Origin of the sequence: Gluconobacter sp., from assembly GCF_047723935.1 — a bacterium.
GTDB lineage: Bacteria > Pseudomonadota > Alphaproteobacteria > Acetobacterales > Acetobacteraceae > Gluconobacter.
In genome coordinates, this window is the sequence record NZ_JBDOBO010000009.1 from 40,950 (window position 1) to 66,428 (window position 25,479).

Below are 25,479 nucleotides of genomic sequence, written 5' to 3' on the forward strand. Positions count from 1 at the left end.
ATGCACCGCACGCCACGTCTTTTCCTGTTCGCCGCTCCGCTGGCGGCTGTGCCGGGCCGAGCTGTGGCTGCGGGCATGCCGCAGCTGAACGTCCATGATCCGCTGCTGATCGGACAGGTCGCCTGGGGAGCCGTCATTTTTGCCGGCTTCTATGTAGTCCTTAGCCGTTCCGCTCTGCCGCGGATCGAGCGCGTGCTGTCGAACCGACGCACCCGCATCCAGAACGACCTCGATATTGCCCGCCGTGCGAAAGCCGAGTCCGACCGCGCAAGCGCCGAACTCCTGAGCACCCGCCATGAAGCGGCCGCACAGGCCCGGGCCAATGTAGAGCGCATCCAGAACGAGGCTCGCCTCAGCGCTGAAACGCATGCACGGGAAACCGCAAAGCGTCTCGAAGCTGAAGTCGCAAACGCCGAAGCCCGGATTGCCCAGTCCCGCGAGCAGGCTCTTTCCAGCCTCCCCGCGATTGCTACTGGTACCGCTCAGAACCTAGTCTCCCGTCTGATCGGGGAACAGGATGAACAGACTGTCGCCAGCGCCGTGAAACGCGTCAGCGCCTAAGGAGACGACGATGTTCCAAGAACCCCGTTTCTGGACTGCCTTGGCATTTGTCCTCTTCTTCGTGATCTTTGGTCGCAAGCTCTGGGCCGTCATCACGAGCCATCTTGATGCCCGTGCAGAAGGCGTTCGCCGCGATCTGGACGAGGCAGCCCGTCTCCGCCGTGAGGCAGAGCAGATGCTCGAAGATGCGACCCGCGAGCGTGAGAAGACGCTGGCAGAAACGCAGGCCATGATTGCCCGCTCAGAGACGGAAGCTGCTGCTCTGGCAGAACGCGCCCGTCACGAAGCAGAAGCAGCAGCCGGCCGTTACGAGAAGATGGCGCGTGACCGGATTGAAGCCGCAGAGCGCGCTGCAATCCGTGAAGTTCAAGAGCGCGCAACAGCCATTGCCATCTCGGCAGCTCGCGATGTTGTGGCCTCCCGTCTTTCCGAAAGCCCGGACGTTGCTGCTCAGTTGATTGAGCAGAGCATTCAGAACCTTCCTGAAGCACTACGCCGTTCTGCAGCCTGAGTTTATGACATCCGTCCGCCCATCCCAGACTCCTGTGACGCTTTCCATTGTCATGGCAGTCCTGAATGAGGCGGACAATATTCTACCTGTCTGTCAGGAACTCGCTGGAGTTCTTGATGGCTTCCCGGAAAATACTGAAATTCTTGCCATCGACGATGGCAGTACAGATGCCACCGTCGAGAAGCTTCTTGAAGCACGACGTCAGTATCTTCCAAATCTCAGAATTCTTAGCCACCCACGGCGCCTTGGTAAATCTGCTGCTCTGAGAACCGGAGCAACAGCCGCTCATGGCGAATGGATGGCGACCATTGATGGCGATGGTCAGGACGATCCTTCTTCCATCATCCGCATGCTTGAGCTGGCGCGTTCAGCCAGTTCCAAGCCGCCACTGGTGGTCGGGGTCCGTCGAAAAAGGAATGACCGTCTCTCCCGGCGCGTTGCGACAAAGCTGGCCAACGGCTTACGCCGTCGCCTTCTGAATGATGGTTGCCCGGACACCGGGGCGCCTCTCAAACTTTTCTCTCGCGAGATGTTCCTGCGTATTCCGCAGTTTGAGGGTGTACACCGCTTTCTACCGGCCCTCCTTGGACACTATGGCGCCCCGCTGATCTGCCATGAAGTTCAGCACCGTGCTCGTCTGCACGGCTCATCAAAATACACCAACTTCAATCGGGCTCTTGTTGGCATCCGTGATCTTCTGGGTGTCATGTGGCTGCAAAACCGAACCCACCTGCCCGATCGTCTGACCGAACACTGATCCATCCTTTAACGAGGATGGCCTTTCAGACACTTTCCGGCCACCATTCTCTGATGGACCGGAACGGAGCCCCTGCATGAAACTGACATTTCGGCATTATGCCCTCCTCGGGCTAGTGACCTTTTTGCTTGCCTTGCCGGGACGCATGACATTGCCCCCGCTGGATCGTGACGAGCCACGTTATATGGAAGCGTCAGAGCAGATGCTCACATCCGGAAATTTCGTAGACGTCCGCTTTCAAGACAAGCCACGCTATTTGCAGCCGGCTGGCATCTACTGGCTTGAAGCCTCTTCAGCAAAAATTGCGGAAGAACTCTTTGGCTCAGACGTTCTTCGCAAAACCTGGCCCTATCGCATTCCAAGCCTCATAGCCGCAGCCCTTATCATTCCCCTGACAGCCTGGATGGGAAGCGCACTCTTCGGAGCCGTCACCGGTCTGATGGCTGCGGGCCTCCTGATGGTTTCGACGCTCTTTGTTGCCGAAAGCCATATGGCGACAATCGATACAGTCCTACTCTTGGATATCCTGTGCTTTGAAACAATGCTTCTGAGGGCATTTCTCGATCGTCAGAAGAACAGTCCGACATCCGTCTGGGTTGCCTGTGGTTACTGGCTGGCGTTGGGCGTCGGCCTAATGCTCAAGGGCCCTGTTGTTCTCATTCCAGGCTTTTGTACCCCACTGGCCCTATGGGCTGTCGAACGTGATCGAGAATGGTGGTCCAGACTGCGTCCACGCTGGGGTTGGCTGCTCATGCTTGCCGTAGTCGTTCCGTGGTGTGTCGCGATTGATGTTGTCAGTCATGGGGACTTCTTTTCACGCGCCATTGGCCGTAACTTTCTGGGGAAAGTGGCACATGGCCAGGAAGCTCACGGCCTGCCACCAGGGTTCCATCTTATTGTTTTTGCGCTGGCATTCTGGCCTGGATCTTTTTTTGCTGCTTTGGCAATTCCTTCAGTCTGGAAAAATCGCAAACTGCCGCAGGTCCGGTTTTTGCTGAGCTGGATTATCCCGCACTGGCTGGTCTTTGAACTAATCGCCACGAAGCTTCCGCATTACGTGCTCCCCACATATCCGGCCATTGCAATCCTGACTGCTGCGGCTCTAACGATCTGGGGGCGTCCAGCTCTTTCCAAATGGAGCAAAATCGCTCTCGGATTCTACGGCGTTATATGGGCCGCAGTTGGATTGGCCTTCTGTTTCGCTGGCACGGTCGTGCTGTATAAAATGCAGCATATGCTTTCGATCCGCGAATGCCTAGCGCTCTGCGGAGCCCTCCCACTCATGGGAGGGGCAATTCTTCTTTTAATCCGCAATCATCGGCAGCCGGCAGCTTTTTGCGCGATGGGTGCCGCTGTCATTGCACAGGCCGGCCTCTTCCTGGCTGTAATCCCCAACCTGCAAACCATTCGCCTGGCTCCCCGAGTGGCTGCACTCTTTGAAGACGTGAAGCCATGCGCTCAAACTGTGCTGGTTTCGACATCCTATTCAGAGCCAAGCCTAGTTTTCCTGGTGGGCGAACACACGCAGTTGATTGGCCCAGAAGCCGCGGCAGCTTATCTCCAGCAGAATCCTCGCTGCACCCTCGCTCTGGTAGACCGAAAGGATGAAAAGACCTTTCGGGATGCATTGAACCGAACCAACCTCAGCATCGTAGAATATGGCCGTATTCAGGGCCTGAACTACTCAAACGGTCATCATCTTGACCTGGGCATGTTCGCCCCGGACTAAATTCCTGGAAATTGCCATGGTGGAGCTGAGGGGAATCGAACCCCTGACCTCCTCATTGCGAACGAGGCGCTCTCCCAACTGAGCTACAGCCCCATGGTATTTTTGATAGTTCCCATCAGCCCGGTTTCTGTCAAGCAATCCGGATGAGGTTGTCCTGTCTCGCCGAGGCAGATACAAAACCTGTTCCTGGCTGGCCGCTTACCCGGTCTTCCGCGTTTTCCGACGAGGTTTTCAGCATGCTTGCCCTGCACGCCATTATCCTGATGATCATTCAGGCATTCGTATGGGCTCTTCTGGCTTACTGTATCCTGTCCATGCTGCTGGGCTTTGGCGTGCTGGATATTCGTAACCGGTTTTTCTACTCGCTCTTCAACACTCTCGCACGCGTCGTCGAACCGATTCTGGCCCCTATTCGGAATATCCTTCCCAGCACAGGCGGCATGGACTTCGCGCCGATGGTCCTGCTGCTGGCAATCCAGTTTCTGGTCTATCCCTTGGTCAACCGTGTGTTCGCCATGCTGATTTACCACCCGGCTTTCTAAGCCTCACCGGACTGCGCGCCACACTTCCTCCAGCGCATCAGCCAAGTCATTGTGCGGCTCACTCCACTGACCTGAGTGCGTCGGCGATTGCATCCAGGCGCGCCACCCTTTTCCCGGCTCACGTTCAATGCGAACAGACCAGTCTTCAGGCAAGCGGCTTAACACACGCTCCATCCGCACCTGACTGGTCAGTGGCTTGGCGTAATTATGCCCCATGGTGGAGCTCCTTTCACAACGTGAACTCCTGAGCTGCAATGACCATGGCAAAAATAAAAAACCGGACATCACAGCTCAAAACATCTGATGCCTTTTAAATAGGCACGATGCTGCCAGCTGCAATATCCGGAATGAGTTACGGCTACTTTAAGAGCCGGGAAGCCCGAGAGTTTTACCCTGTCAGGCTGTGCCGCCTACCGTCAGGCCAGACAACTTCAACGTCGGTTGCCCCACTCCGACAGGAACGCCCTGACCAGCTTTGCCGCATGTCCCAATTCCTGGATCAAGCGCCACATCTGATCCGATCATCGAAATCTGGTTCATGGCATCTGCACCATTTCCAATGAGCGTCGCCCCTTTCACCGGGCGCGTCACTTTTCCATCTTCAATCAGATAAGCTTCAGACGCCGCAAAAACGAACTTCCCGGACGTAATATCAACCTGACCACCGCCAAAATTGACGGCATACAGTCCACGCTTTGTAGAACTGATCATCTCGTCGGTCGTCGCTGTTCCTTCAAGCATCACCGTATTTGTCATACGTGGCATAGGAGCATGAGCGTAAGATTCCCGACGCCCATTTCCCGTAGAAGACACACCCATCAGACGGGCATTCAGACGATCCTGCAAATAGCCCGTCAGAATACCGTCCTCGATCAGAACAGTTCGTCCTGTTGGAGTCCCTTCATCGTCGATGCTCAAAGATCCTCGACGCTCCGGCAGTGTCCCATCATCAATAACCGTCACCCCAGGAGCAGCCACCCGCTTCCCAACCATGCCGGTGAAGGAGGATGTTCCCTTCCGGTTGAAGTCCCCCTCCAGACCATGGCCAACAGCTTCATGAAGCAGAATACCTGGCCATCCTGGCCCAAGCACCACATCCATTTCTCCTGCAGGTGCCGGTGCTGCATCGAGGTTCAGCAGAGCCTGCCTCAGAGCTTCATCAACTGCGGCTTTCCATGTTGCGCCATCCAGAAGACGATCCAGTTCATACCGTCCTCCCTGTCCATGACTGCCACTCTCGCGACGACCGTCCTTTTCAACCACGACCGATACATTAAGACGGACCAGCGGACGAAGATCCGCAACGCGATCTCCAGCATCCGAACGCCGCATGATCTGTACAGCCTGCCACTCGGAACTCAGACTAGCACTGACCTGAACAACGCGGGTATCCACACCACGGGCATAGGCGTCAATTTCGCCCAGAACTGCCGCACGCGCTGCAAAGTCCGTTCCTTCCAGCGGTCGGGAATCAGAATAGAGACGCTGATTGGTTGATCGCGGGCCCGCCGCCATCACGCCACTTCGTCCCTGTCGCACGGCACCGACCGTGCTAACCGCACGTGCCAGAGCGTCTTCACTCATTTCATCAGAATGGGCGAAAGCCGTTTCTGTTCCCAGGACTGCGCGCAGACCAAAACCTGAAGAGGTTGTGAAACTCGCTGATCGGATTGTCCCGTCATCCAGCGAGATCCCCTCATTTTCGCGGTATTCGAGAAACAGTTCTCCATCATCTACCCCTGCCAATCCCTGTGCAACCAGTGCTTCGGCACCCTCCCGCGTCAGTCGGGAACCGGGGCGGTCAAAAAACAGGGCATCAGTTGTGGCAAGGGCTCCCAGCGCATCTGCGGCAATGGACATCGGGGTAATCTCCTGGCTGAGAGGATGGTGAAGAACTAGAAATGGGTCATAGCACGCGAATTGAAAGAGGCCGCCTTCAGGTGAGTGCTTTTTCGAGGCGACGCAGGGCTTCCTGAAGAATTTCCGGCTTCTTGCAGAATGCAAAGCGGATCATGTTGCGTGGCGGTTCAGCGCCCTCTGGATCATAAAAGGCAGAGACCGGGATTGTTGCCACGCCTGCGTGCTCAACCAGCCATTCGGCAAACTCCACATCCGTTCGTCCCTGAGCATGACGCGACGTATCCGCCACGACAAAATAGCTTCCATCTGCGGGAAGTGTCTCAAAACCGAGGCGATGCAATCCTTCAACAAGAATGTCTCGGCGCAATTCCAGGTCAGCGGACAAACTTTTGTAGTAGCTGTCGTCTTTATTGAGACCATGCACCACGGCGCGCTGAAGATTAGGAGCCGTAGCAAACACCAGCACCTGATGAGCCTTGGCAACCACAGACGCCAGAGCCGCGGGCGCCGTGACATACCCGACTTTCCATCCCGTCAAAGAGAAGCTCTTGCCCGCGCTCCCAATGCGCATGCAGCGCTCCCGCATGTCAGGAAGCGTCATGAGGGGAATGTGTTTCACGTGAAACGTCAGGTGTTCGTAAACTTCGTCACAGATCACATAGGCATCATGTTCCTTCACCAATCCTGCAATCAGCTCAAGTTCAGTCTGTGAAAAGACCTTGCCCGCAGGGTTCATCGGAGAGTTCAGGATCATGGCCTTTGTTTTGGGGCCAAAGGCTGCACGAAGCTCTTCTTCGGGAAGCTTCCAGTGTGGCGGCTGAAGACGGACGCACTTGGGAACTGCGCCTATCATCTTGAGCATGGGAAGATAGGTGTCATAGAGGGGTTCGATCAGAACCACTTCATCACCAGCTTCCACAACAGCCATCAGGCAGGCTGCCAGAGCCTCCGTTGCTCCAGACGTCACAACGACTTCTGTCGCCGGATCAATCTCAAGCCCATAAAAACGCCGGTTTGACTCAGCGACAGCCTGCCGCAACTCCGGCAACCCCGTTAGCGGCGCATACTGGTTTCTATTATCCTTCAGCGCCTCGGCCGCGACGCTGATAATATCCGCCGGGCCCTCAGTGTCCGGAAAGCCCTGCCCCAGATTGATTGCATCATACCTGGCAGCAAGCTGAGACATAATCGTGAAAACGGTCGTGGGCAGCGAGGACAGATAGGTATTGGGCGTTTTCATGGACCGGCGCTTTTAAGACATGGAACGGAAGAGAGACTTCACCATTGCAGGACCCGCTCGTCCTGAAAAGCCATTCCCTGCGCTTTGGTCCTCACCTCACGATCTCAGTTAAACAAACGTCTTTTTGGAATCAGTACCCGCACAGTAACTATGGAATTCCCGATCAATAAAATTTTCCCGATCGGACAACACCCCGGCAAGTCAGAGCTTCGCCATCCCTGATAGGCCAGAAAAACGCGTCCAATCAGGCCAAGTGCCATTTTGAGACACTTTCTTTCTTCAATTGATGATGAAATGAAGGTGTATGTCGTACTCGACAGATGGGAAATTGTCCCGTAATCGTTTTGAAGCCGTTCACACGATGCAAGGCGACAGATCGATGGCCAGAAAAGCCCCTACTTCCTCCACCGCCAAACCGAAAGCTGCAGCTCCACGCCGCGCTTCCGCCAAGGCTGCTTCCCCCAAGACAACCGCCGCAGCTGGCAAGCCACCAGCACCGAAGCCCGAGGCCGTTGCCCGCGTTTTCGAGATGATCCAGGAACATGCGGCTGAGTTCGTCGATCTGCGTTTCACCGATCCCAAGGGCAAGTGGCACCACACGACCCAGACGGTCTCCACCATTGAAGACGACACGTTCGTTGAAGGCTTCATGTTCGATGGCTCGTCCATCCAGGGCTGGAAAGCGATCAACGAGTCCGACATGGTTCTGCTGCCAGATCCGGAAACGGCCGTCATGGACCCGTTCTCCGCAAAGCCGCAGCTCATCCTGTTCTGTGACATTATTGATCCCAAGACAGGCAACTTCTACAATCGTGATCCCCGCTCGACGGCCAAGCTTGCAGAAGCCTATCTGAAGGAAGCTGGCTTCGGCGATACCGCTTTCTTCGGCCCGGAAGCTGAATTCTTCATCTTCGACAACGTCCAGTTCGGCACCGGCCCGAACTTCGGCACGTACCAGCTCGACAGCATCGAAGGCCCAGGCGCATCTCTGAAGGCCTACCCGGAAGGTAACATGGGCCATCGCCCTGTCGTCAAGGGTGGTTACTTCCCGGTCCCGCCAGTGGACAGCGAGCATGACCTCCGCGCCGAAATGCTCTCCACGATGGGCGAAATGGGTCTTCCGATCGAGAAGCACCATCATGAAGTTGCACAGTCCCAGCACGAACTTGGCACGAAGTTCGACACGCTCGTGAAGTCTGCTGACTTCATGCAGATCTACAAGTACTGCGTGCACAACGTCGCCCACTCCTACGGCAAAACGGCCACGTTCATGCCGAAGCCGATCTCGGGCGACAACGGTTCCGGCATGCACGTTCACCAGTCCATCTGGAAAGACGGCAAGCCAACCTTCGCTGGCGACAAGTATGCTGACCTGTCCGAAGACGCACTGTTCTACATTGGCGGCATCATCAAGCACGCCAAGGCTCTGAACGCGTTCACGAACCCGTCCACCAACTCCTACAAGCGCCTGATCCCGGGCTTTGAAGCGCCCGTGCTGCTGGCTTACTCCGCTGCCAACCGTTCAGCTTCGTGTCGTATCCCGCACGCCACGAACCCAAAGGCAAAGCGCGTTGAAGTCCGCTTCCCGGACCCGATGGCAAACCCATATCTCGCGTTCGCAGCCATGCTGATGGCCGGCCTTGATGGCATCCGCAACAAGATCCACCCTGGCGACGCCATGGACAAGGATCTTTACGAACTGCCGAAGGAAGAGCTTGCTCAGATCCCGACGGTCTGCGGTTCCCTCCGTGAAGCCCTCGAAGCCCTCCAGGAAGATCACGCATTCCTTCTCGAAGGCGGCGTTTTCACCAAGGACCAGATCGAGAGCTACATCGACATCAAATGGCCTGAAGTCTACAAGTTCGAACACACACCCCACCCGGTCGAGTTCGAAATGTACTACTCGGTCTAATCCGAGCAGACTTCTGCAAAACGGAGAAGCCCGGCCTTTGCGCCGGGCTTTTTCGTACCCGCTTTCCCTGTTACGGCACCCGTCATGATGCACCCCGCTTTCGAGGCTTTTTCAACTTCTGTCCTGCCCATTCTGGATATTGCCGGAACGGCCGTCTTTGCCGTTTCAGGAGCCCTCGCCGCCGCACGGGAACGCCTGACAATCCTGACCTTCATGTTCTTCGCCGCCATTACAGGTGTTGGCGGTGGAACCGTGCGCGATCTGCTGATCGGTGCACCTGTCTCATGGATGCATAACTCCACTGGCATCACGGTCTGCATGGTCTGCGCCCTGCTCGTCTGGTTCACGCCAGGTCGCCTCTGGTCCGAGCGCGCCGTAGACTGGTTCGACGGAATGGGGATTGCAGCTTATGGCGTGTATGGCGCAGCCAAAGCCATTGCTTATGGCATCCCACCTGTTCCAGCCGCTCTCATGGGAATAGTCAGTGCCTGCATGGGAGGAATTTTTCGCGATGTCCTGGCTGGCGTCCCATCCATCATCATTCGTCCAGAGCTGTATGTTACTGCTGTTGCCCTCTCATCGTGCAGCTATGTCCTCCTGACAAAAGCAGGGTGTGACACCACACTGGCAGCTGCCATCGCCATTTTCGCAGGGTTTGCCCTTCGCGCACTTGCCCTTCTCAAGGGACTGTCGCTGCCGCATTATCGAAAATAGCCCCTCCTCACGGAAAAGAACGTCCGCTCATGCGCATCGCCCCCGTCCTGAAGGGACTTCTAGCCGCTCTCCCTCTGCTTCTTTGTGCTTCCATAGCGCAGGCCTCAGACTTTGATATCCTCGTATTGGGAGCCGCCGGAGGCCTGGATGACGGAACGTTAAGCGCCTACCTGATCCGGCCTGAAGGTTCCGACAAAGGCGTTCTCTGCGATGCGGGAACCGTTCTGCATGGCCTGAAAGACGCCGTAAAAGTGGGGGCGTTCAAAACCCTTTCCTTCAAGTCCGCAACACTGACACCGGAAGGGGAAATCCTTCACACGACCATTGCGGCCTATCTGATCAGCCATGCTCACCTGGATCATATTGCCGGTCTGGTCGCCATCTCCCCGGATGACACACACAAACCGATCATGGCTCTCGCATCCGTCAACGCCATTCTCGCCGAACATATCTTCAACTGGCAGATTTGGCCCAACATGGGCGACCAAGGCGTCAAACCCCGGCTCGGCACATACCGCTATGACGATCTAACACCCGAGAAGCCCACACCCATCAGCGGGACATCTTTGCAGGTTCAGGCCTATCCATTGAACCATGGCGGTGTGGAATCAACAGCATTCCTGCTCACAAATGGCCCAGATGGCCTGCTCTATCTCGGAGATACCGGGCCAGACGCCCCACAGCACTCAGATCACCTGCATCGTCTCTGGCAGGCTATCGCGCCCCTTGTGCGTCAGAAACATCTCCATGCCATCATGATAGAGTGCTCTTATGACAACTCCATTTCCGATAGCCACCTGTACGGACATCTGACGCCGCACTGGGTAGAGGCAGAACTGGAAGACCTTCAGCAGATCACAGGCGTTTCGCTTAAAAATCTGCCCATCGTAATCACGCACGTCAAACCGACACTAAAACGCCAGAAAAATCCCGTTCTGCGCATCCATCAGGAATTGGAAGCGGGCAATACAACAGGCGTCCACTTCATCATGGCAGCTCAGAGCCTACACCTCAGGCTCTGATCTCCAAAGGCAATCTCTCAATCAGCCAACGACGTCAAAGCCAACGTCTTCCACTGTCTCTTTTAGCGCCGCCGTAGAAACCTTGGAATCATCATACTGAATGACAGCCTGTGCTGGCTCCAGCGTCACATCCGCAGCGGAAACGCCAGGAACAGCTGCAAGGGCTTTCTGGAGCTTGCCTGAACACCCTGTGCAGGACATGCCTTCGACCTGAAATGTTACGGTTGCTGTCATGGGTGTCTCTCCTTCGTGCATGGTTTGCCGCCCCAACAGCGACACATCAAAAGAGACATATTCCCGCTGGAATTGAAACAGCTTTCAGATCGCGTCACTGATTTCATCAAGCGGCGTCACCTTCATCAACTGCACCGAAGCGTCCAGACGATCCAGCAACGCGGCAAGAGACCGGAAATGCGGCGTCTCCAAATGCTGCTCGAAAGCCTCAGTCGAAGCCCAGCGCTCCTCCGCCGTGAAGCGTCCTGCATGGTCCTGATCGCGGCTGATTACGTAGCGCTGGCAGCCTTCTTCCGCACGTGATGCAACAATGCAGCGTACCAGTTCCAGCTCCAGTTCTCGTGTCTGGTCAGACGATACAGTCAGAATGGCGACAACACAGGCAGCATGACTCACGATGTTTTCCTCACAAAAAAAGATACAGGAGCTGGTTCCCATCGGTAAACTGATGGCCCTCGCCCCTGTGCACTGCCATTTCTACAAGATACGTTTTCTGAAATCTCCCCCATGTTTCACATGAAACATCTTCCTGAAATTTCCAGAGGCACCTATTCATGAGTCTTGAAAGCGTAAGGACTGATCTCGCCCAGCGCGCGCCTGATCTTTCCATCATCGTGACGGAGCGTTCCACGGCTACTGTTGAGGAGGCTGCTGCCACACACAATGTCGAGCCCGACCAGATTGCCAAAACGCTCGGCGTGAAGGTCGGCTCAGGGCCACAGGCTAAAACTGTTCTGATCGTTATGGCAGGAACAAAACGTCTGGATAATCGTCTGACAAAAGACGCTCTGGGAGGGCGTCCCCGCTTCCTTAACGGAGAAGAAGTGCTGGCACTTACAAGCCATCCGCCCGGCGGCGTTTGCCCCTTTGGGCTATCAGAGCCACTTCCCGTTTATTGCGATGAGTCTCTTCGCGCATTTAACATCGTAATCCCTGCTGCAGGTGCCACCAATGCTTCCGTCATGCTAACCCCCGGGCGTCTGGCAGAACTGACGTCTGCACAGTGGGTCACCGTCACATCGTGATAGACCATAAAAAAAGGCGCCCCTTTTGAGGGCGCCCTTTTCTACTCAGAAAACAGATTAATATTACGCGTCTGCGTAAGTCGAAATATCCGGGCACGAACACACCAGATTCCGGTCGCCCCACGCGTTATCCAGCCGTCCGACAGGCGACCAGTACTTGGATGTGTTAACCCCACCCGGGAAACAGCCCTGCTCCCGCGCATAGGGGCGACCCCACTCACCGACCAAATCGGCCGTCGTATGAGGCGCAAACCGTAGCGGACTATCCTCTACGGCAACTGCCCCCGCTTCCACGTCCGCAATTTCTGCCCGAATGGCGATCATGGCATCGCAGAACCGATCCAGCTCAACCTTCCCCTCAGATTCTGTCGGTTCGATCATGAACGTCCCGGCCACCGGAAAACTGACCGTCGGGGCATGGAACCCGTGATCAATCAGACGCTTGGCAATATCGTCCACAGTCACACCAACCGCATCCTTGATCGGCCGCAGGTCAACAATGCACTCATGCGCCGTAAAGCCATTGCTGCCCCGATACAGCACCGGATAATGCGCTTCCAGACGCGTCGCGATGTAGTTCGCATTCAGGATGGCCACTTCCGTCGCCCGGCGCAGCCCCTCATCCCCCATCATCATGATGTACGCCGCAGAGATCGGCAGAATGGACGCTGACCCATACGGCGCAGCAGAAACGGCAATCCCGTTCTGACCCGGCAGATATGGCGCCAGATGGCTGCCCACACCAATCGGCCCCATGCCCGGTCCACCACCGCCATGCGGAATGCAGAACGTCTTGTGCAGATTGAAATGCGAAACATCAGCCCCGTATAGACCCGGCCGTGCCAGACCAACCTGCGCATTCAGGTTCGCACCATCCAGATAAACCTGCCCGCCAGCCGTATGAACAAGATCACAGATCTCGACAATCCGTTCCTCAAACACACCATGCGTGGACGGATAGGTAATCATGATGGCCGCCACACGCCCGTCATGCTGCGAGATCTTCGCCTTCAGATCCTCAACATCAACGTTGCCATTGCTGTCACAGGCCACAACAACAACACGCATCCCCACCATGTGGGCGGAAGCCGGGTTTGTCCCATGGGCGGACGCCGGAATCAGGCACACATCCCGATTCATATCCCCGCGCGCCTGATGATACCCACGGATCGCCAAAAGGCCCGCAAACTCACCTTGCGCGCCAGAATTTGGCTGAAGCGACACAGCATCGTAGCCAGAAATCGCACACAGCGTCCGTTCCAGATACGCAAACAGTTCCGCATATCCAGTCTGCTGATCCTTCGGCGCAAACGGATGAATCCGCCCGAACTCCGGCCAGGTGATGGGAATCATTTCCGCCGTCGCATTAAGCTTCATCGTGCAGGAGCCCAGCGGAATCATCGTCCGGTCCAGCGCCAGATCCTTGTCAGACAGAGACCGCATATACCGCAGCAGATCCGTTTCTGATCGATGAACATGGAACACCGGATGCGTCAGCAAAGCCGCCTGACGGGACAGCGCCTGCGGTAGAGCGTCTTCAACAGAAAGCTCCCGCTCCAGAACCGCAACACGCGCCTCATCCGCCCCAAAACATTGCCACAACGCCCGAATGGTCTCAGGCGTCGTCGTCTCATCACAGGACAGACCAATCCGTCCTTCGCCCGCATCCCGCAGATTGATCCCGGCGTCTAGAGCCTTGGCAAGGATGCCTTGCACGTCGGAACCAGCCTGAACTGTCAGCGTGTCGAAGAACGTTTCCGTCTCTACCGTCACCCCCAGAGCCTTCAGACCCGCAGCCAGAATAGCCGCCAGACGATGCGTACGACCCGCAATCGCCTTCAGGCCTTCCGGCCCATGATACACCGCATACATGGACGCAATGACAGCCAGCAGAACCTGCGCCGTGCAGATGTTGGACGTCGCCTTCTCCCGGCGGATATGCTGCTCACGGGTCTGCAACGCCAACCGATACGCCGGGCGCCCGGCACTATCACGCGAAACACCGACCAGACGCCCCGGCATGTGCCGCTTATAAGCATCCTTCGTCGCCATGAACCCGGCATGCGGGCCACCACCACCCATCGGCACGCCATAACGCTGCATGGACCCAATGGCGATGTCTGCCCCCAGAGCTCCCGGACTTTCCAGCATTACAAGAGCCAGCGGATCACAGGTCACGGCAACAATACCGCCCTGCGCATGAACCGCCTCAATCACACCGCGCGGGTCACGCACAGCCCCGGACGACCCCGGATAGGACAGCAGCGCACCAAACACGGACGCCGCATCCAGATCCGTCGCCGGATCACCCGCCACAATCTCCCAGCCCAGCGGCTCAGCCCGCGTCTTCAGAACAGCCAGCGTTTGCGGATGCGTATCAGCATCTACGAAGAACCGGTCGGACTTGGACTTGCAGACACGCTTGGCCAGCGCCATAGCCTCCGCACAGGCCGTGCCCTCATCCAGCAAGGACGCATTGGCAATATCGAGCCCCGTCAGATCCGCCACAAGCGTCTGGAAGTTCAGAAGCGCCTCAAGGCGTCCCTGGCTGATTTCCGGCTGATACGGCGTATAGGCCGTATACCAGGCCGGGTTTTCCAGAATATTGCGCTGAATGACCGGCGGCAGAACCGTATCGTAATATCCCTGCCCGATCATGGACGTCAGAACACGGTTGCGGGACGCAATCTCCCGCAGACGCGCCAGAGCCTGCTGTTCCGTCAGCGCCGCGCCAATCCCGTGATCGCCACGATCAAGAATGGCTTTCGGAACCGTCCGGTCAATCAGATCCTCAAGGCTGGAAGCCCCGATCGTCTGCAACATCTCCGCAATTTCAGAGGAGCGTGGGCCAATATGGCGGAAGCTGAAGTCTTCGGTCTGTTCAGGCCACAGGATCGTCACGGTATCGTTCTCTGGAAGTCTTGATGGGCAGGGAAAGAAAAATGGGCCCGGCAAAAGCCAGACCCATCACAGAACGTCAGAGGCTCTTGTACTGCTCTGCCGTCAGAAGGGACGTCACGTCTTCCGGGTTAGAAACCTTCATCTTGAAGATCCAGCCCTCACCTTCCGGGTCATTACCAACCAGCGTCGGCTCATCAGAAAGCTTCGTGTTGAAACCCGACAGCACACCGGCAACCGGAGCATAAATGTCAGACGCCGCCTTAACGGATTCCACAACTGCGGCAGCATCGCCCGCCGCCACGTCCGTGCCCTCGTCCTTGGCTTCCACGAACACCAGTTCGCCCAGCTCTTCAGAAGCATGAGCCGTAATGCCTACAGTCGCTTCTTCCCCGTCCAGACGGATCCATTCATGCGATTTGGTATAATAAGTCGTCATCGCTGCTTTTCCTTGGCTTAACGCTTGAAACCGGGCGCCACGAACGGCATCGCCCGAACATGAACCGGAACGAATTTTCCACGCAGTTCGGCAAACAGTGCCGTGTCATTCCCCGCGTAATCTGTTGCGACATATCCCATCGCCACTGGCGCCTGGACCGTCGGGCCAAACGCCCCTGACGTCACCAGACCGATCTCTTTCTGGCCTTCCGCATCCGCAAAAAGCTTCGCACCCGCACGAACAGGCGCACGCCCCTCCGCCATCAGGCCAACACGCTTGCGGCTAACACCTTCACGAGCCTGACGCAGAACGATTTCGGCGCCCGGATAGCCTCCTTCACGAGAGCCCCCTTCGCGCCGGGCTTTCTGAATAGCCCAGGCCAGAGACGCTTCAATCGGCGTAGTCGTCGTATCGATATCATTGCCATACAGGCAAAGCCCCGCTTCCAGACGAAGCGAATCCCGGGCTCCAAGCCCAATGGGAAGGACCTGTGGCTGAGCCAGCAACGCCCGCGCAACAGTCTCCGCATCAGCGGCTGCACACCCAATCTCGTACCCGTCTTCACCCGTGTAACCCGAACGCGACAGCGTAACCGGAACACCAGCAAGCTTCGTCTCGATCACGTCCATAAAACGCATATCGACCGCTGCCGGACAAAGAGGTGCGATAGCCTCCTGAGCCTGCGGCCCCTGCAACGCAATCAGCGCGCGATCAAACTGCCGCGTCACAACACAACGGTCAGAAAGAGCCGCTTCAATCAGCGCCGCATCCTGCTCCTTGCAAGACGCATTCACCACAACGAACAGATCATCACCCATGTTGGCGACCATCAGATCATCCAAAATGCCTGCGGCATCATTGGTCAAGAATCCGTAGCGCTGCCGCCCCTTCGCAAGCCCCGCATAATCAGCCGGAATCAGGCTTTCGAGCGCCAGAGCCGCATCACGCACATCGCCACTGCGGGCAGAAATCCGGATCTGCCCCATATGGGAGACGTCAAAAAGCCCAGCCTTGCTACGTGTGTGCAAATGCTCGGCCATCAGCCCTGCGGGATACTGAAGCGGCATCTCATATCCCGCAAACGGCACCATTTTGGCGCCGAGTTCCAGATTAAGAGCATGGAGAGGGGTACGCTGGAGGGAGTCGGTCATGGGGTAGGTCCGGCCCAGTCAAAACGTGAAGGTGCAGACGTACCCAGAAGTCTGGAAAACGCCGCCCCTTCTGTCCTTTTGCCTGAGATCGCTATCCCGTCGGCGGGTACGTCAGGCGCACCTCTCTCCAGAATTTACCGACCAACTCGGTCCTTTGGCCTGAGAGTTTCCGGGGCGGTTGCTCCTTCGGCGCCAGCCCTGAAGGCCAGTCTCTCCCGTATTGGTCGGACTCGATCCTGCCAGTTTCCTGATCTCTTCGCAATCGTTACGGTTAGTTCTGCGTTACGATTGCCGCATACCTTTGTAACCAGAACGGGAGAACTTTCATGGCTGGCGAACTGACTGTCATTGCAGAATTGTCCATCCCCCCAGAAAATCGGGAAAAATTCCTTGAAATGTGTGCTTATGACAGCAAGCATTCCAACGCGGACGAGCCCGACTGCCATAGCTTTGACGTGATGACATCCAATGAAGATCCGAATCTCATTGTGCTTGTCGAAACCTATCGCGATCAGGCTGCCTTTGATGTGCACCTCAAAACGCCGCACTTCCAGAAATTCGCAGAGGCTGTAAAAACCCTTGGCGCCAAGGAAAACAACGTCCGCTTCTTTACAAGGACGGCACCCTGATATGCGCTTCTCGCTCAAAAACAGCGTCTATGGCGCCACTCTTCTCCTATTGGCTGCATGCAGCGCGGAGCAACCGCAAAAGCCACATCTCATAGGTCTGGCAAACCCGGCCAGCGTCTCCTGCACAAAGCGGGGAGGAACTCTGGAAATTGTTAGTCAGCCCTCTGGACAGGTTGGTATGTGCCACCTGCCCTCCGGCCAGACCTGTGAAGAATGGAGCCTGTACCGCGACCATCAGTGCAAATCGTTGCCACTCACCTCCAAACCGTAAGTACTTCCTCTCGTTTTCCTGATTTCCAAAGAGATCAGGAAAACCGCTTTACGATGTGAGCAGTCTTCTTAAAATCAATACATAACATGTTATGTATGTTATCCACACTATCCACCTGAAGGCAGCTCCCCATGCAGAATCAGGCCCCTTGCCTCTCCATAGGCTCGTTAACAAGCAAGACCGGGCGCCTTTTCACGCGCCTGATGGAACAGAAACTGAAACCCGCCGGAATGCGCGCAGGACAGATTCCGGTTTTCCTTGCCCTCGGAAGAGGCGAAGTCCGCACCCAAAAGGTGCTTGCTGAACTCGCAGGGATTGAGCAACCAGGCATGGCAACACTGCTGGCACGCATGGAGCGGGACGGCTTGATCGAACGCGAACCCGATCCGGACGACAAACGCGTCAGTCAGATCCGACTTTCAGCAGTCGGCCTCACTAAAAGCCAGCAGGTTATTCCGATTATGGAAGGGGCCAGCGAGGAAGCCTTCAAAGGCTTCACTCCGCTGGAAAGAGGCATTCTCATTACGCTTCTGGAACGCATGAGCAGCAGCCTCGAAAGCTGTCTTTAAAATCCTTCACTCCTAAAAGAGCGAAGGATCAGGCCTTACTTCTCCGTCTTAGGAAGATGCTCGGCAATATACGGCGGCAGATTAAAAGAGCCGACGTGAATTTCAGGCGTCCAATAGCGTGTCGTGCCGAGAATCTTGGCAGCGTCTGCACGTCCGCGAATCTGCTCCAGCGTCTGCGTATTTGGAGCCTGGCCTTTGGAAGCCATACCCAGCGTCATGAAACCGCCGACATAAGTCGGGACAGCGGCAACATAAGCTGAAACATGCGGGAAGAATTTCGCACGACGCAGGCTCGTCTCATACAGTTCATCAGACTGCATGAACGGGACACCACACTGGTTCACGATCAGACCTTCATCCGACAGGATACGTGCGCAGTTGCTGTAAAATTCGTCCGTAAACAGAACTTCACCCACGCCGATCGGATCCGTGCTGTCCACGATGATGACGTCAAAAGAACCGTCAGCAGCCTTGGCAACATAGTCGATACCATCACCGACAATCACTTCAGCGCGCGGGTCATTCCAGGCATCACCCGCAATGTTCGGCAGGTGCTGCTTGGAGAGTTCGATCACAGCACCATCGATTTCCACCATAACGGCTTTTTCAACGGTCTTGTGCTCAAGAACGCGACGCAGAACGCCACCGTCACCCGCACCAATGATCAGAACGCGCTTCGCACACGGATGCGCCAGCATCGGAACATGCGTCAGCATTTCCTGATAAACGAACTCATCGCGTTCCGTGATCTGAATGACGCCATCCAGAACTAGCACACGGCCATGGCTGGAGCTTTCAAAGACAACAATGTCCTGGAAATCAGATTTTACGCGCGCGAGCTCGCGCGTTACGAGAAAACGCTGTCCCCAGTCCGGGTACAGGGTCTCGTTGATCCATGTTTCAGCCATGGTCATCGGTTCCTTGTCGGGATTGAATAGCAGAGTAAAGACCAGCCGGCTCGGCTGGCCCCTATCCGAGAATCAGGCCGCGCTAGCGTTCCTGTCCTGCACGCGTCCACGGCGTACGGCATCGACTTCGATGCGGCCAGCCTGGAACAGGCGCTGCATGACCGGAATCGAAAGATTCGGATCACAGGCGCCGCACATGAACACATCTACCGCAGCGTAATTACGCTCTGGCCATGTGTGGATCGAGATGTGACTTTCTGCCAGCACCAGAACACCAGACACACCACCATTCGGCGTGAAGTGGTGGAAATGGCTGTGCAGAATCGTTGCACCGGCTGCAATAGCACCCTCGCGCAGCGTCTCATCAATCCGTGCTGGATCATCAAGATTCCGGGCATCCCAGAAATCGATCAGCAGATGATTACCGGCATAGCGTTCGCCATCCCGTTCAATAAAATAGTCTTTGCGCTCCTCTTCAACAGAGTGAGCAGCGCTGTTCTGGATATCTCTCGGGAGTTCCGATACCATCCCCAGTTGAGCAAGTGCGTTCATCACGTACCCCCAAACCAGTAGACAGCCTGTTGGGCGAAATCGCCCCCTTGGGCCAAGAAGCGCGGTAGTTAGAGCCCCCTTCCTGCGGATGCAAGGGTTTTCTGGCCTGATTCGCGAATATGTCACATTCCCTAAAAAAGCAGGGCCGACATTGCCGACCCATCCCCCATAGCCGGTCGCCCCAAACAGGAACTATCTTTTGGGAATCAGGGGTAAAACCGCTCTCAGAGCATCCAAAAAGCGGCAGGCCTTTGGGATCACCCTTCACTTCAAGGTCTTTCTGCCTCAGCAACGGACGCTGACCCGGGTCTAGAGATTCGTCGCCCTGTACTGCACGGCACATAAAAAAACACGCATTCCAAGCCGGAAATAATCCCCGCTTCGCAATGCGTGCTCTTCATACCCCCCTCAGCCCATAACGACTGAGGGGCCCCTAATTCCGAAGGATCAGTTCTTGGCCTTGTCGACCAGCTTGCCTTTGGCAATCCACGGCATCATCGCACGCAGCTTCTCACCGGTCTTCTCGATCTGGTGAGCGTCATTGCGAGCGCGGATGGCCTTGAAGCCAACGCCGCCGGACTGGTTCTCAAGGATGAAGTTACGAACGAACGTACCATCCTGAATGTCCGTCAGAACGCGCTTCATCTCAGCCTTCGTTTCCGGCGTGATGATGCGCGGACCCGTCACGTACTCACCATACTCCGCAGTGTTGGAGATGGAGTAGTTCATGTTGGAAATGCCGCCTTCGTAGATCAGGTCCACGATCAGCTTCATTTCGTGCAGGCACTCGAAGTAAGCCATTTCCGGGGCATAGCCACCTTCAACCAGCGTCTCGAAGCCAGCGCGGATCAGGTCAACGACACCGCCACACAGAACAGCCTGCTCACCGAACAGATCGGTTTCGACTTCTTCCTTGAAGCTTGTCTCGATGATGCCTGCACGGCCGCCGCCATTTGCGGAAGCGTAGGACAGAGCGATGTCCAGAGCCTTGCCAGAAGCATTCTGAGCCACAGCAACGAGGGACGGAACGCCGCCGCCACGCTGGTATTCGGAACGAACCGTGTGGCCTGGGCCCTTCGGTGCGATCAGGAACACGTCCAGATCCGGACGGGCTTCAATGATGCGGAAGTGGATGGACAGACCATGTGCGAATGCAAGTGCCGCACCCTGCTTCAGGTTCTTCTCAAGGCTGTCCTTGTACAGGGCGCCCTGGCCTTCATCCGGCGTCAGAACCATGACCACGTCGGCCCAGGCAGCAGCCTCGTCCGGGGACATAACCTTGAAACCAGCCTCTTCTGCCTTCTTGACGGCAGAGGACGTCGGACGCAGGCCAATGACGATGTCGGTCAGGCCACTGTCACGCAGGTTGTTGGCATGAGCGTGACCCTGGCTGCCGTAGCCAATGATCGCGACTTTCTTGCTCTTGATCAGATTCAGATCGGCATCGCGATCGTAATACACCCGCATCAGACATGTTCCTCGTTAACGTGAAAGACAGAAGGGCCACGACCAATGGCCGCAATCCCCGTGCGCGAAACCTCAGCCAGGCCAAGGGGGCGCATCAACTCGATAAAAGCGTCGATCTTGGAGGGAGACCCCGTCAGTTCGAACACAAAACTGGTGGCCGTCGTATCAACTGGGCGCGCCCGGAAGGAATCTGCAATCCGCAGACCTTCCGTACGGTTTTCGCCGCGGGAGACGACTTTCACCAGAGCAAGCTCACGGCCCACATACGGGCCTTCTTCCGTCAGATCACAGACCGCATGAACCGGAATCAGACGCTTCAGCTGCGCCTTGATCTGCTCAATAACCTGCGGCGTCCCCGACGTCAGAACCGTAATGCGTGACAGGCTGCGCTCGGCATCTACCAGCGCAACCGTCAGGCTCTCAATGTTGTAGCCCCGGCCTGAAAACAGACCCACCACGCGGGCCAGTGCGCCACTCTCGTCTTCAATAAGAACCGAGATGACCGAATTCTGGATTGTCTCCGTCATCAGACCAACATCATCCCTTCTTCGGTCAGACCTGCTGCCGCGGAATCCTGATCCGGGCCAAGCAGCATCTGGTTGTGAGCCGCACCCGATGGAATCATCGGGTAGCAGTTTTCATTTTCCGCCACGCAGATATCCGCGATGACAGGACCGTCATGCTCCAGCATCCGGCGGATGACATCGTCCAGCTCACCCACGCAGGTCGCACGCATTCCAGTCGCTTGGAACGCTTCTGCCAACTTAACAAAGTCTGGCAGCGCCTCGCTGTAAGACTGGGAATAGCGTGACCCATGCAGCAGTTCCTGCCACTGACGCACCATGCCCATATATTGGTTGTTCAGGATGAAGATCTTCACCGGCAAACGATACTGCGCGATCGTGCCCAGCTCCTGAATGTTCATCAGGGTCGAAGCTTCACCCGCAATATCAATCACCAGAGCATCCGGGTGCGCAACCTGCGCGCCCACAGCAGCCGGCAGACCGTAGCCCATCGTTCCCAGACCACCGGAAGTCAGCCAGCGGTTCGGCTTGGCAAACTGGAAGTGCTGGGCCGCCCACATCTGATGCTGACCCACCTCGGTGGACACAAACGTGTCACGCCCCGTTTCCATTGCCATTTCGTACAGGCGACGAACGGCATGCTGCGGACGGATCACCGCAGACGGCGTCATGTCCTGCGTGAAGCCGAAGCCATCCACGCTGCGCCAGGACGCAATCTGGTTCCACCATGTGCTCAGATCAGGTGTCGGCGTATCGTCCCACGCGTCCAGCAGCGCCTGAAGCGTATCGCGAACATCCCCTTCGAGACGCACATCCACACGGATGATCTTGTTGATCTGGCTTGGATCAATATCCGCATGCACTTTGAACGAATTCGGCGAAAACGCGTCCACACGGCCCGTCACACGATCATCAAAACGCGCACCCAGAGCGATCAGCAGATCACAGCCATGCGTGGCCATGTTCGCCTCAACAGACCCGTGCATGCCCAGCATACCGAGGAACTGCGGATCAGGAGACGGAAACGCCCCCAGCCCCATCAGCGTAGACGTGACCGGGAAACCCGTCTTGCGCGCCAGACGACGCAACAGCTCGGAGGCTTCCGGGCCAGAATTGATGATGCCGCCACCCGTGTAGAACAGCGGGCGCTTGGCCGTTTTCATGGCCTCGACCGTGCGGGCAATCGCCTCGGCATCCGGTCCACCCTGACGACGGAAACGCTTCAGCCGTGACAGCGCTGGTGCCGTTAGCGGAGCCTGACCAACCGTGATGTCCTTGGGCAGATCAACCAGCACAGGCCCCGGACGGCCGGAACGCGCCACCTCGAAAGCTTCACGCACCGTTTGCGCCAGAGCGCCCGGTGTCCGCACCAGATAGTTGTGCTTCGTGGCCGGGCGGGTAATGCCCGTCGTGTCCGCTTCCTGGAACGCATCATTGCCGATTAGCTTCGTCGGCACCTGACCGGTCAGACAGACCAGCGGAATCGAATCCATCAGCGCATCGACAAGACCGGTCACGGCATTGGTCGCGCCCGGGCCAGACGTCACCAGAACAACGCCAACTTTGCCCGTCGAACGCGCATAAGCCTCAGCCGCATGAACGGCAGCCTGCTCATGACGGACAAGAATGTGGCGGATACGGTCCTGCTTGAAGAGCGCATCGTAGATTGGAAGGACAGCGCCCCCCGGATAGCCAAAGACTACCTCTACGTCCTGTTCATCGAGAACGCGCAGAAGCACCTCCGCGCCATTCAGCGCCTCGTTGCCTGTTGTTGCGCCTCTTTCAGCAGAAGCCGTCACCGTATCCTCCTAAGGGGTATGTGGCGCGGGATTTAGGACAGTTCTGTAGGATTCGTCAACTCGCTCAGATATAAAATTCTCAATTTTTTCGTGTTCTGTTTTCGATTCTTGCGCAAACAGGGTATATCTACGAAACGAAACCATCGAATTACCATCAGATCCCAAGGCATGATGCCGAAACCACGTCGCCTGTCGGCGCGTATATCGGCCTGTCGCCAGAACAGCAGCCTGTCGCGCAGCCTCGATCGTCACCTCACCCTGCAACACCGCAGCAAGCTCAGGAACCCCATGCGCGCGCATGGCTGGCAATACAGAATCCAGACCCCGTGCAACAAGTTGACGCACTTCATCCAGCGCCCCGGCCTCCAGCATCTGGCTGAAACGGGCATCAAGAGATGCCCGCAATTCCTCCCGTGGCGGATCAAGAAGAACAGAAACAAATCGGCAGGGAGCCGCTGGCAGACCGGGTTGAGCCCGCCACCAGACAAGACCATGCCCCGTCCCACGCCAGACTTCCCATGCTCTGGAGATACGCTGCGTATCATTCGGGCGCAGCGTGGAGGCAGTATCCTGGTCGACCTCCAACAGCTTCTCATGCAGAGCTGCCGGGCCAATGTCCTGCGCCAGCGTTCGGGCTTCCTGTCGCGCGCTCTCCCCCGGGTCAGGCACTTCCACGAGACCATCTGTGAGAGCGCGGAGATACATGCCCGTACCTCCACACAGAATTGGCAGACGACCAGCCCTCCAGGCCGCGTCCATTTCGGTCAGAGCCTGCTCGCGCCACCAGGCCACACTACCCGGCGTTGCCGCATCCAGAACACCATATAGCCGGTGCGGAACAACCGCCTCGTCCGCGGCGTCGGGGCGGGCTGTGAGAATATGAAGATCGCGGTAAACCTGCATGGAATCAGCATTAATCACTGTTCCATTGAAGGTCCGCGCAAGATCAAGAGCCAGAGCAGACTTGCCGGAGCACGTCGGGCCAGCCACAATGATTGCTGTCTTTGGGGCGTTCATTCCCCTGTTCCTGCCACACGCGCTGGATCGTTACGAGAGCTTATGTCCCTTCCTTCCGTTCTGACACTCATTGCCGACCGCAAGGCTGGCCCCCTCAAACCAGAAGCCATCGACGTCGCCCGCTCTCTGGTGAAAGGCAAAGCCCCTATCGTTCTGTCTGAAGGGGAAGCCGTCGATATTCCATGCCCTACGCCTGGGCCCGGCGCCGCAAGCGCAGCAACAATCCGCGCAACGCTGGCCCCCTATCAGGTCGACACACTGCTGCTGAAAACCCGTGGCCGTCGCAAAGCTGTTCTCGTTGCAGACATGGACAGCACTATCGTGACGGGAGAAACGCTGGATGAAATGGCCGCAGCTCTTGGTGTAGGCGAGCAGGTTGCGGCCATCACCCGAGCCTCCATGAATGGAGAGATCGACTTTGAAACGTCCATTGAACAACGCGTTGCTCTGCTCGCAGGAAAATCAGCGTCTGTTCTGGAAGACGTCTGGAAGAATGTAACCCTGACGGACGGCGCAAAAGAGCTCGTGCAAACTATGCGCAAGCACAACGCGCGCACGGCTCTGGTGTCAGGTGGCTTCACATGGTTCACACAACGTGTGGCAGAGCTGTGTGGCTTCGACGAAAACCACGGAAATATTCTTGATATCGTTGATGGCAAGATGACCGGAAAGCTTGGCGGCCCGGTTCTGGGGCCAGATGCAAAGCTGACTCATCTGGAAGCCCTGACAACTGAACGGGGTGTTCAACTTCGTGCTGCACTCACAACTGGTGACGGTGCAAACGATATTCCAATGCTGGCCAGCGCCGGGCTGGGCCTGGCCTTCCACGCAAAACCGAATGTGAAGAAGGTGATTGGTACGCAGATCAATTTTTCAGGTCTGCGTGCACATCTGTTTGCTCAGGGATACCGCGCCGCCGATTTCGTCACTGACTGACGAAAAGGCCGCACTTTTAAACTCCCGCCTCAATACCCCCACGTATAAGGCGGGACACCACCGTAATAGGCTGGCGCTCCATAATATCCCTGCGGAACGGCATACCCGCCAGCAGGAACACCCCCCTGATATCCACCAGGGTAGTATCCGCCGGGATAGGAATTGGCAGCACCTTCAATCGCCATGCCGGCTGCGACACCAAGGGCAGCACC

The 25,479-nt window shown here is 56.8% G+C and carries 27 protein-coding genes, 1 tRNA gene, 1 pseudogene and 1 riboswitch; of the genes and pseudogenes, 13 read left to right on the forward strand and 16 right to left on the reverse strand.

Annotated elements, in window-relative coordinates; all coding sequences use genetic code 11:
• The 4 genes from ABF979_RS06070 to ABF979_RS06085 all read left to right on the forward strand — a co-directional run bounded on the left by ABF979_RS06070 (position 1) and on the right by ABF979_RS06085 (position 3,558).
• Positions 1-561: an ATP synthase F0 subunit B' gene (locus tag ABF979_RS06070; protein WP_046900359.1), complete on the forward strand. Its 561-nt coding sequence runs from the start codon at positions 1-3 to the stop codon at positions 559-561.
• Positions 562-571: 10 nt separating this feature from the next.
• On the forward strand, positions 572-1,072 hold the full coding sequence (locus ABF979_RS06075; RefSeq protein WP_415558522.1) for a F0F1 ATP synthase subunit B: 501 nt from the start codon (positions 572-574) through the stop codon (positions 1,070-1,072).
• Between the two features lie 4 nt (positions 1,073-1,076).
• Positions 1,077-1,829, forward strand: coding sequence for a glycosyltransferase family 2 protein (locus ABF979_RS06080; RefSeq protein WP_415558524.1), 753 nt, complete (start codon positions 1,077-1,079; stop codon positions 1,827-1,829).
• Positions 1,830-1,905: 76 nt separating this feature from the next.
• The gene (locus ABF979_RS06085) at positions 1,906-3,558 is read left to right on the forward strand and encodes an ArnT family glycosyltransferase (RefSeq protein ID WP_415558526.1); all 1,653 of its coding nucleotides are present in this window, start codon (positions 1,906-1,908) and stop codon (positions 3,556-3,558) included.
• Positions 3,559-3,575: 17 nt separating this feature from the next.
• On the opposite strand, the gene ABF979_RS06090 is transcribed toward ABF979_RS06085, so the two are convergent.
• Positions 3,576-3,651, reverse strand: a tRNA-Ala gene (locus ABF979_RS06090).
• Between the two features lie 50 nt (positions 3,652-3,701).
• Between ABF979_RS06090 and ABF979_RS06095 the strand changes: the two genes are divergently transcribed.
• Complete coding sequence (locus tag ABF979_RS06095; protein WP_235271739.1) at positions 3,702-4,100, forward strand: YggT family protein; 399 nt, start codon at positions 3,702-3,704, stop codon at positions 4,098-4,100.
• Between the two features lie 3 nt (positions 4,101-4,103).
• Here the strand turns inward: ABF979_RS06095 and ABF979_RS06100 are convergent, their stop codons facing one another.
• The 3 genes from ABF979_RS06100 to ABF979_RS06110 all read right to left on the reverse strand — a co-directional run bounded on the left by ABF979_RS06100 (position 4,104) and on the right by ABF979_RS06110 (position 7,200).
• Complete coding sequence (locus ABF979_RS06100; protein ID WP_415558528.1) at positions 4,104-4,316, reverse strand: hypothetical protein; 213 nt, start codon at positions 4,314-4,316, stop codon at positions 4,104-4,106.
• 180 nt (positions 4,317-4,496) lie between these two features.
• The gene (gene tldD / locus ABF979_RS06105) at positions 4,497-5,960 is read right to left on the reverse strand and encodes a metalloprotease TldD (protein ID WP_415558530.1); all 1,464 of its coding nucleotides are present in this window, start codon (positions 5,958-5,960) and stop codon (positions 4,497-4,499) included.
• 76 nt (positions 5,961-6,036) lie between these two features.
• Complete coding sequence (locus tag ABF979_RS06110; RefSeq protein ID WP_415558532.1) at positions 6,037-7,200, reverse strand: aminotransferase; 1,164 nt, start codon at positions 7,198-7,200, stop codon at positions 6,037-6,039.
• Between the two features lie 529 nt (positions 7,201-7,729).
• Between ABF979_RS06110 and glnA the strand changes: the two genes are divergently transcribed.
• From glnA to ABF979_RS06125, 3 genes are all read left to right on the forward strand, one after another.
• Positions 7,730-9,112 (forward strand): type I glutamate--ammonia ligase, encoded by a 1,383-nt coding sequence (gene glnA, locus ABF979_RS06115; RefSeq protein WP_046900948.1) that lies wholly within the window; start codon positions 7,730-7,732, stop codon positions 9,110-9,112.
• An 84-nt stretch (positions 9,113-9,196) separates the two neighbouring features.
• Positions 9,197-9,826: a trimeric intracellular cation channel family protein gene (locus ABF979_RS06120; protein WP_064275503.1), complete on the forward strand. Its 630-nt coding sequence runs from the start codon at positions 9,197-9,199 to the stop codon at positions 9,824-9,826.
• Between the two features lie 29 nt (positions 9,827-9,855).
• Complete coding sequence (locus ABF979_RS06125; RefSeq protein ID WP_415558534.1) at positions 9,856-10,848, forward strand: MBL fold metallo-hydrolase; 993 nt, start codon at positions 9,856-9,858, stop codon at positions 10,846-10,848.
• Positions 10,849-10,869: 21 nt separating this feature from the next.
• On the opposite strand, the gene ABF979_RS06130 is transcribed toward ABF979_RS06125, so the two are convergent.
• Positions 10,870-11,082, reverse strand: a complete 213-nt coding sequence (locus tag ABF979_RS06130; protein WP_415558536.1) for a heavy-metal-associated domain-containing protein — start codon at positions 11,080-11,082, stop codon at positions 10,870-10,872.
• An 84-nt stretch (positions 11,083-11,166) separates the two neighbouring features.
• Positions 11,167-11,478 carry a putative quinol monooxygenase gene (locus tag ABF979_RS06135; RefSeq protein WP_415558538.1) on the reverse strand — a complete coding sequence of 104 codons (312 nt, stop codon included), beginning with the start codon at positions 11,476-11,478 and terminating at the stop codon, positions 11,167-11,169.
• A 158-nt stretch (positions 11,479-11,636) separates the two neighbouring features.
• Here ABF979_RS06135 and ABF979_RS06140 point away from each other — a divergent pair, with 158 nt between their 5' ends.
• The gene (locus ABF979_RS06140) at positions 11,637-12,107 is read left to right on the forward strand and encodes a YbaK/EbsC family protein (protein ID WP_415558540.1); all 471 of its coding nucleotides are present in this window, start codon (positions 11,637-11,639) and stop codon (positions 12,105-12,107) included.
• A 63-nt stretch (positions 12,108-12,170) separates the two neighbouring features.
• On the opposite strand, the gene gcvP is transcribed toward ABF979_RS06140, so the two are convergent.
• From gcvP to gcvT, 3 genes are all read right to left on the reverse strand, one after another.
• The gene (gene gcvP, locus ABF979_RS06145) at positions 12,171-15,008 is read right to left on the reverse strand and encodes an aminomethyl-transferring glycine dehydrogenase (RefSeq protein WP_415558542.1); all 2,838 of its coding nucleotides are present in this window, start codon (positions 15,006-15,008) and stop codon (positions 12,171-12,173) included.
• Positions 15,009-15,084: 76 nt separating this feature from the next.
• The gene (gene gcvH / locus ABF979_RS06150) at positions 15,085-15,444 is read right to left on the reverse strand and encodes a glycine cleavage system protein GcvH (RefSeq protein ID WP_064275498.1); all 360 of its coding nucleotides are present in this window, start codon (positions 15,442-15,444) and stop codon (positions 15,085-15,087) included.
• A 17-nt stretch (positions 15,445-15,461) separates the two neighbouring features.
• A complete protein-coding gene (gene gcvT / locus ABF979_RS06155) occupies positions 15,462-16,595 on the reverse strand; it encodes a glycine cleavage system aminomethyltransferase GcvT (protein ID WP_415558544.1) in 1,134 nt (377 codons plus the stop codon).
• 137 nt (positions 16,596-16,732) lie between these two features.
• Positions 16,733-16,823: riboswitch (glycine riboswitch) on the reverse strand.
• 98 nt (positions 16,824-16,921) lie between these two features.
• Here gcvT and ABF979_RS06160 point away from each other — a divergent pair.
• The 3 genes from ABF979_RS06160 (at position 16,922) to ABF979_RS06170 (ending at position 18,064) form a co-directional block, all read left to right on the forward strand.
• Positions 16,922-17,224 carry a putative quinol monooxygenase gene (locus ABF979_RS06160; protein WP_086634734.1) on the forward strand — a complete coding sequence of 101 codons (303 nt, stop codon included), beginning with the start codon at positions 16,922-16,924 and terminating at the stop codon, positions 17,222-17,224.
• Position 17,225: 1 nt separating this feature from the next.
• Positions 17,226-17,495 (forward strand): DUF333 domain-containing protein, encoded by a 270-nt coding sequence (locus tag ABF979_RS06165; RefSeq protein ID WP_415558546.1) that lies wholly within the window; start codon positions 17,226-17,228, stop codon positions 17,493-17,495.
• Between the two features lie 131 nt (positions 17,496-17,626).
• Entirely contained in the window at positions 17,627-18,064 is a 438-nt protein-coding gene (locus ABF979_RS06170) for a MarR family winged helix-turn-helix transcriptional regulator (protein ID WP_415558548.1), read from the forward strand.
• A 35-nt stretch (positions 18,065-18,099) separates the two neighbouring features.
• Here the strand turns inward: ABF979_RS06170 and speE are convergent, their stop codons facing one another.
• From speE to miaA, 6 genes are all read right to left on the reverse strand, one after another.
• Entirely contained in the window at positions 18,100-18,972 is an 873-nt protein-coding gene (gene speE, locus ABF979_RS06175; protein WP_046900377.1) for a polyamine aminopropyltransferase, read from the reverse strand.
• Positions 18,973-19,044: 72 nt separating this feature from the next.
• Complete coding sequence (speD, locus tag ABF979_RS06180) at positions 19,045-19,524, reverse strand: adenosylmethionine decarboxylase (protein WP_046900378.1); 480 nt, start codon at positions 19,522-19,524, stop codon at positions 19,045-19,047.
• A 447-nt stretch (positions 19,525-19,971) separates the two neighbouring features.
• Positions 19,972-20,991, reverse strand: a complete 1,020-nt coding sequence (gene ilvC / locus ABF979_RS06185) for a ketol-acid reductoisomerase (RefSeq protein WP_046900379.1) — start codon at positions 20,989-20,991, stop codon at positions 19,972-19,974.
• Entirely contained in the window at positions 20,991-21,518 is a 528-nt protein-coding gene (ilvN, locus tag ABF979_RS06190) for an acetolactate synthase small subunit (protein WP_415558550.1), read from the reverse strand. The genes ilvC and ilvN overlap by 1 nt, the downstream gene beginning before the upstream one ends.
• On the reverse strand, positions 21,518-23,314 hold the full coding sequence (gene ilvB, locus ABF979_RS06195) for a biosynthetic-type acetolactate synthase large subunit (protein ID WP_415558552.1): 1,797 nt from the start codon (positions 23,312-23,314) through the stop codon (positions 21,518-21,520). The genes ilvN and ilvB overlap by 1 nt, the downstream gene beginning before the upstream one ends.
• Positions 23,315-23,323: 9 nt before the next feature.
• Positions 23,324-24,331: a tRNA (adenosine(37)-N6)-dimethylallyltransferase MiaA gene (gene miaA / locus ABF979_RS06200; RefSeq protein ID WP_415558554.1), complete on the reverse strand. Its 1,008-nt coding sequence runs from the start codon at positions 24,329-24,331 to the stop codon at positions 23,324-23,326.
• 42 nt (positions 24,332-24,373) lie between these two features.
• Between miaA and serB the strand changes: the two genes are divergently transcribed.
• Positions 24,374-25,267, forward strand: a complete 894-nt coding sequence (gene serB / locus ABF979_RS06205) for a phosphoserine phosphatase SerB (protein WP_415558556.1) — start codon at positions 24,374-24,376, stop codon at positions 25,265-25,267.
• A gap of 29 nt (positions 25,268-25,296) precedes the next feature.
• Here serB and ABF979_RS06210 read toward each other — a convergent pair.
• A pseudogene (locus tag ABF979_RS06210) lies at positions 25,297-25,479 on the reverse strand (hypothetical protein); the annotation flags it as partial.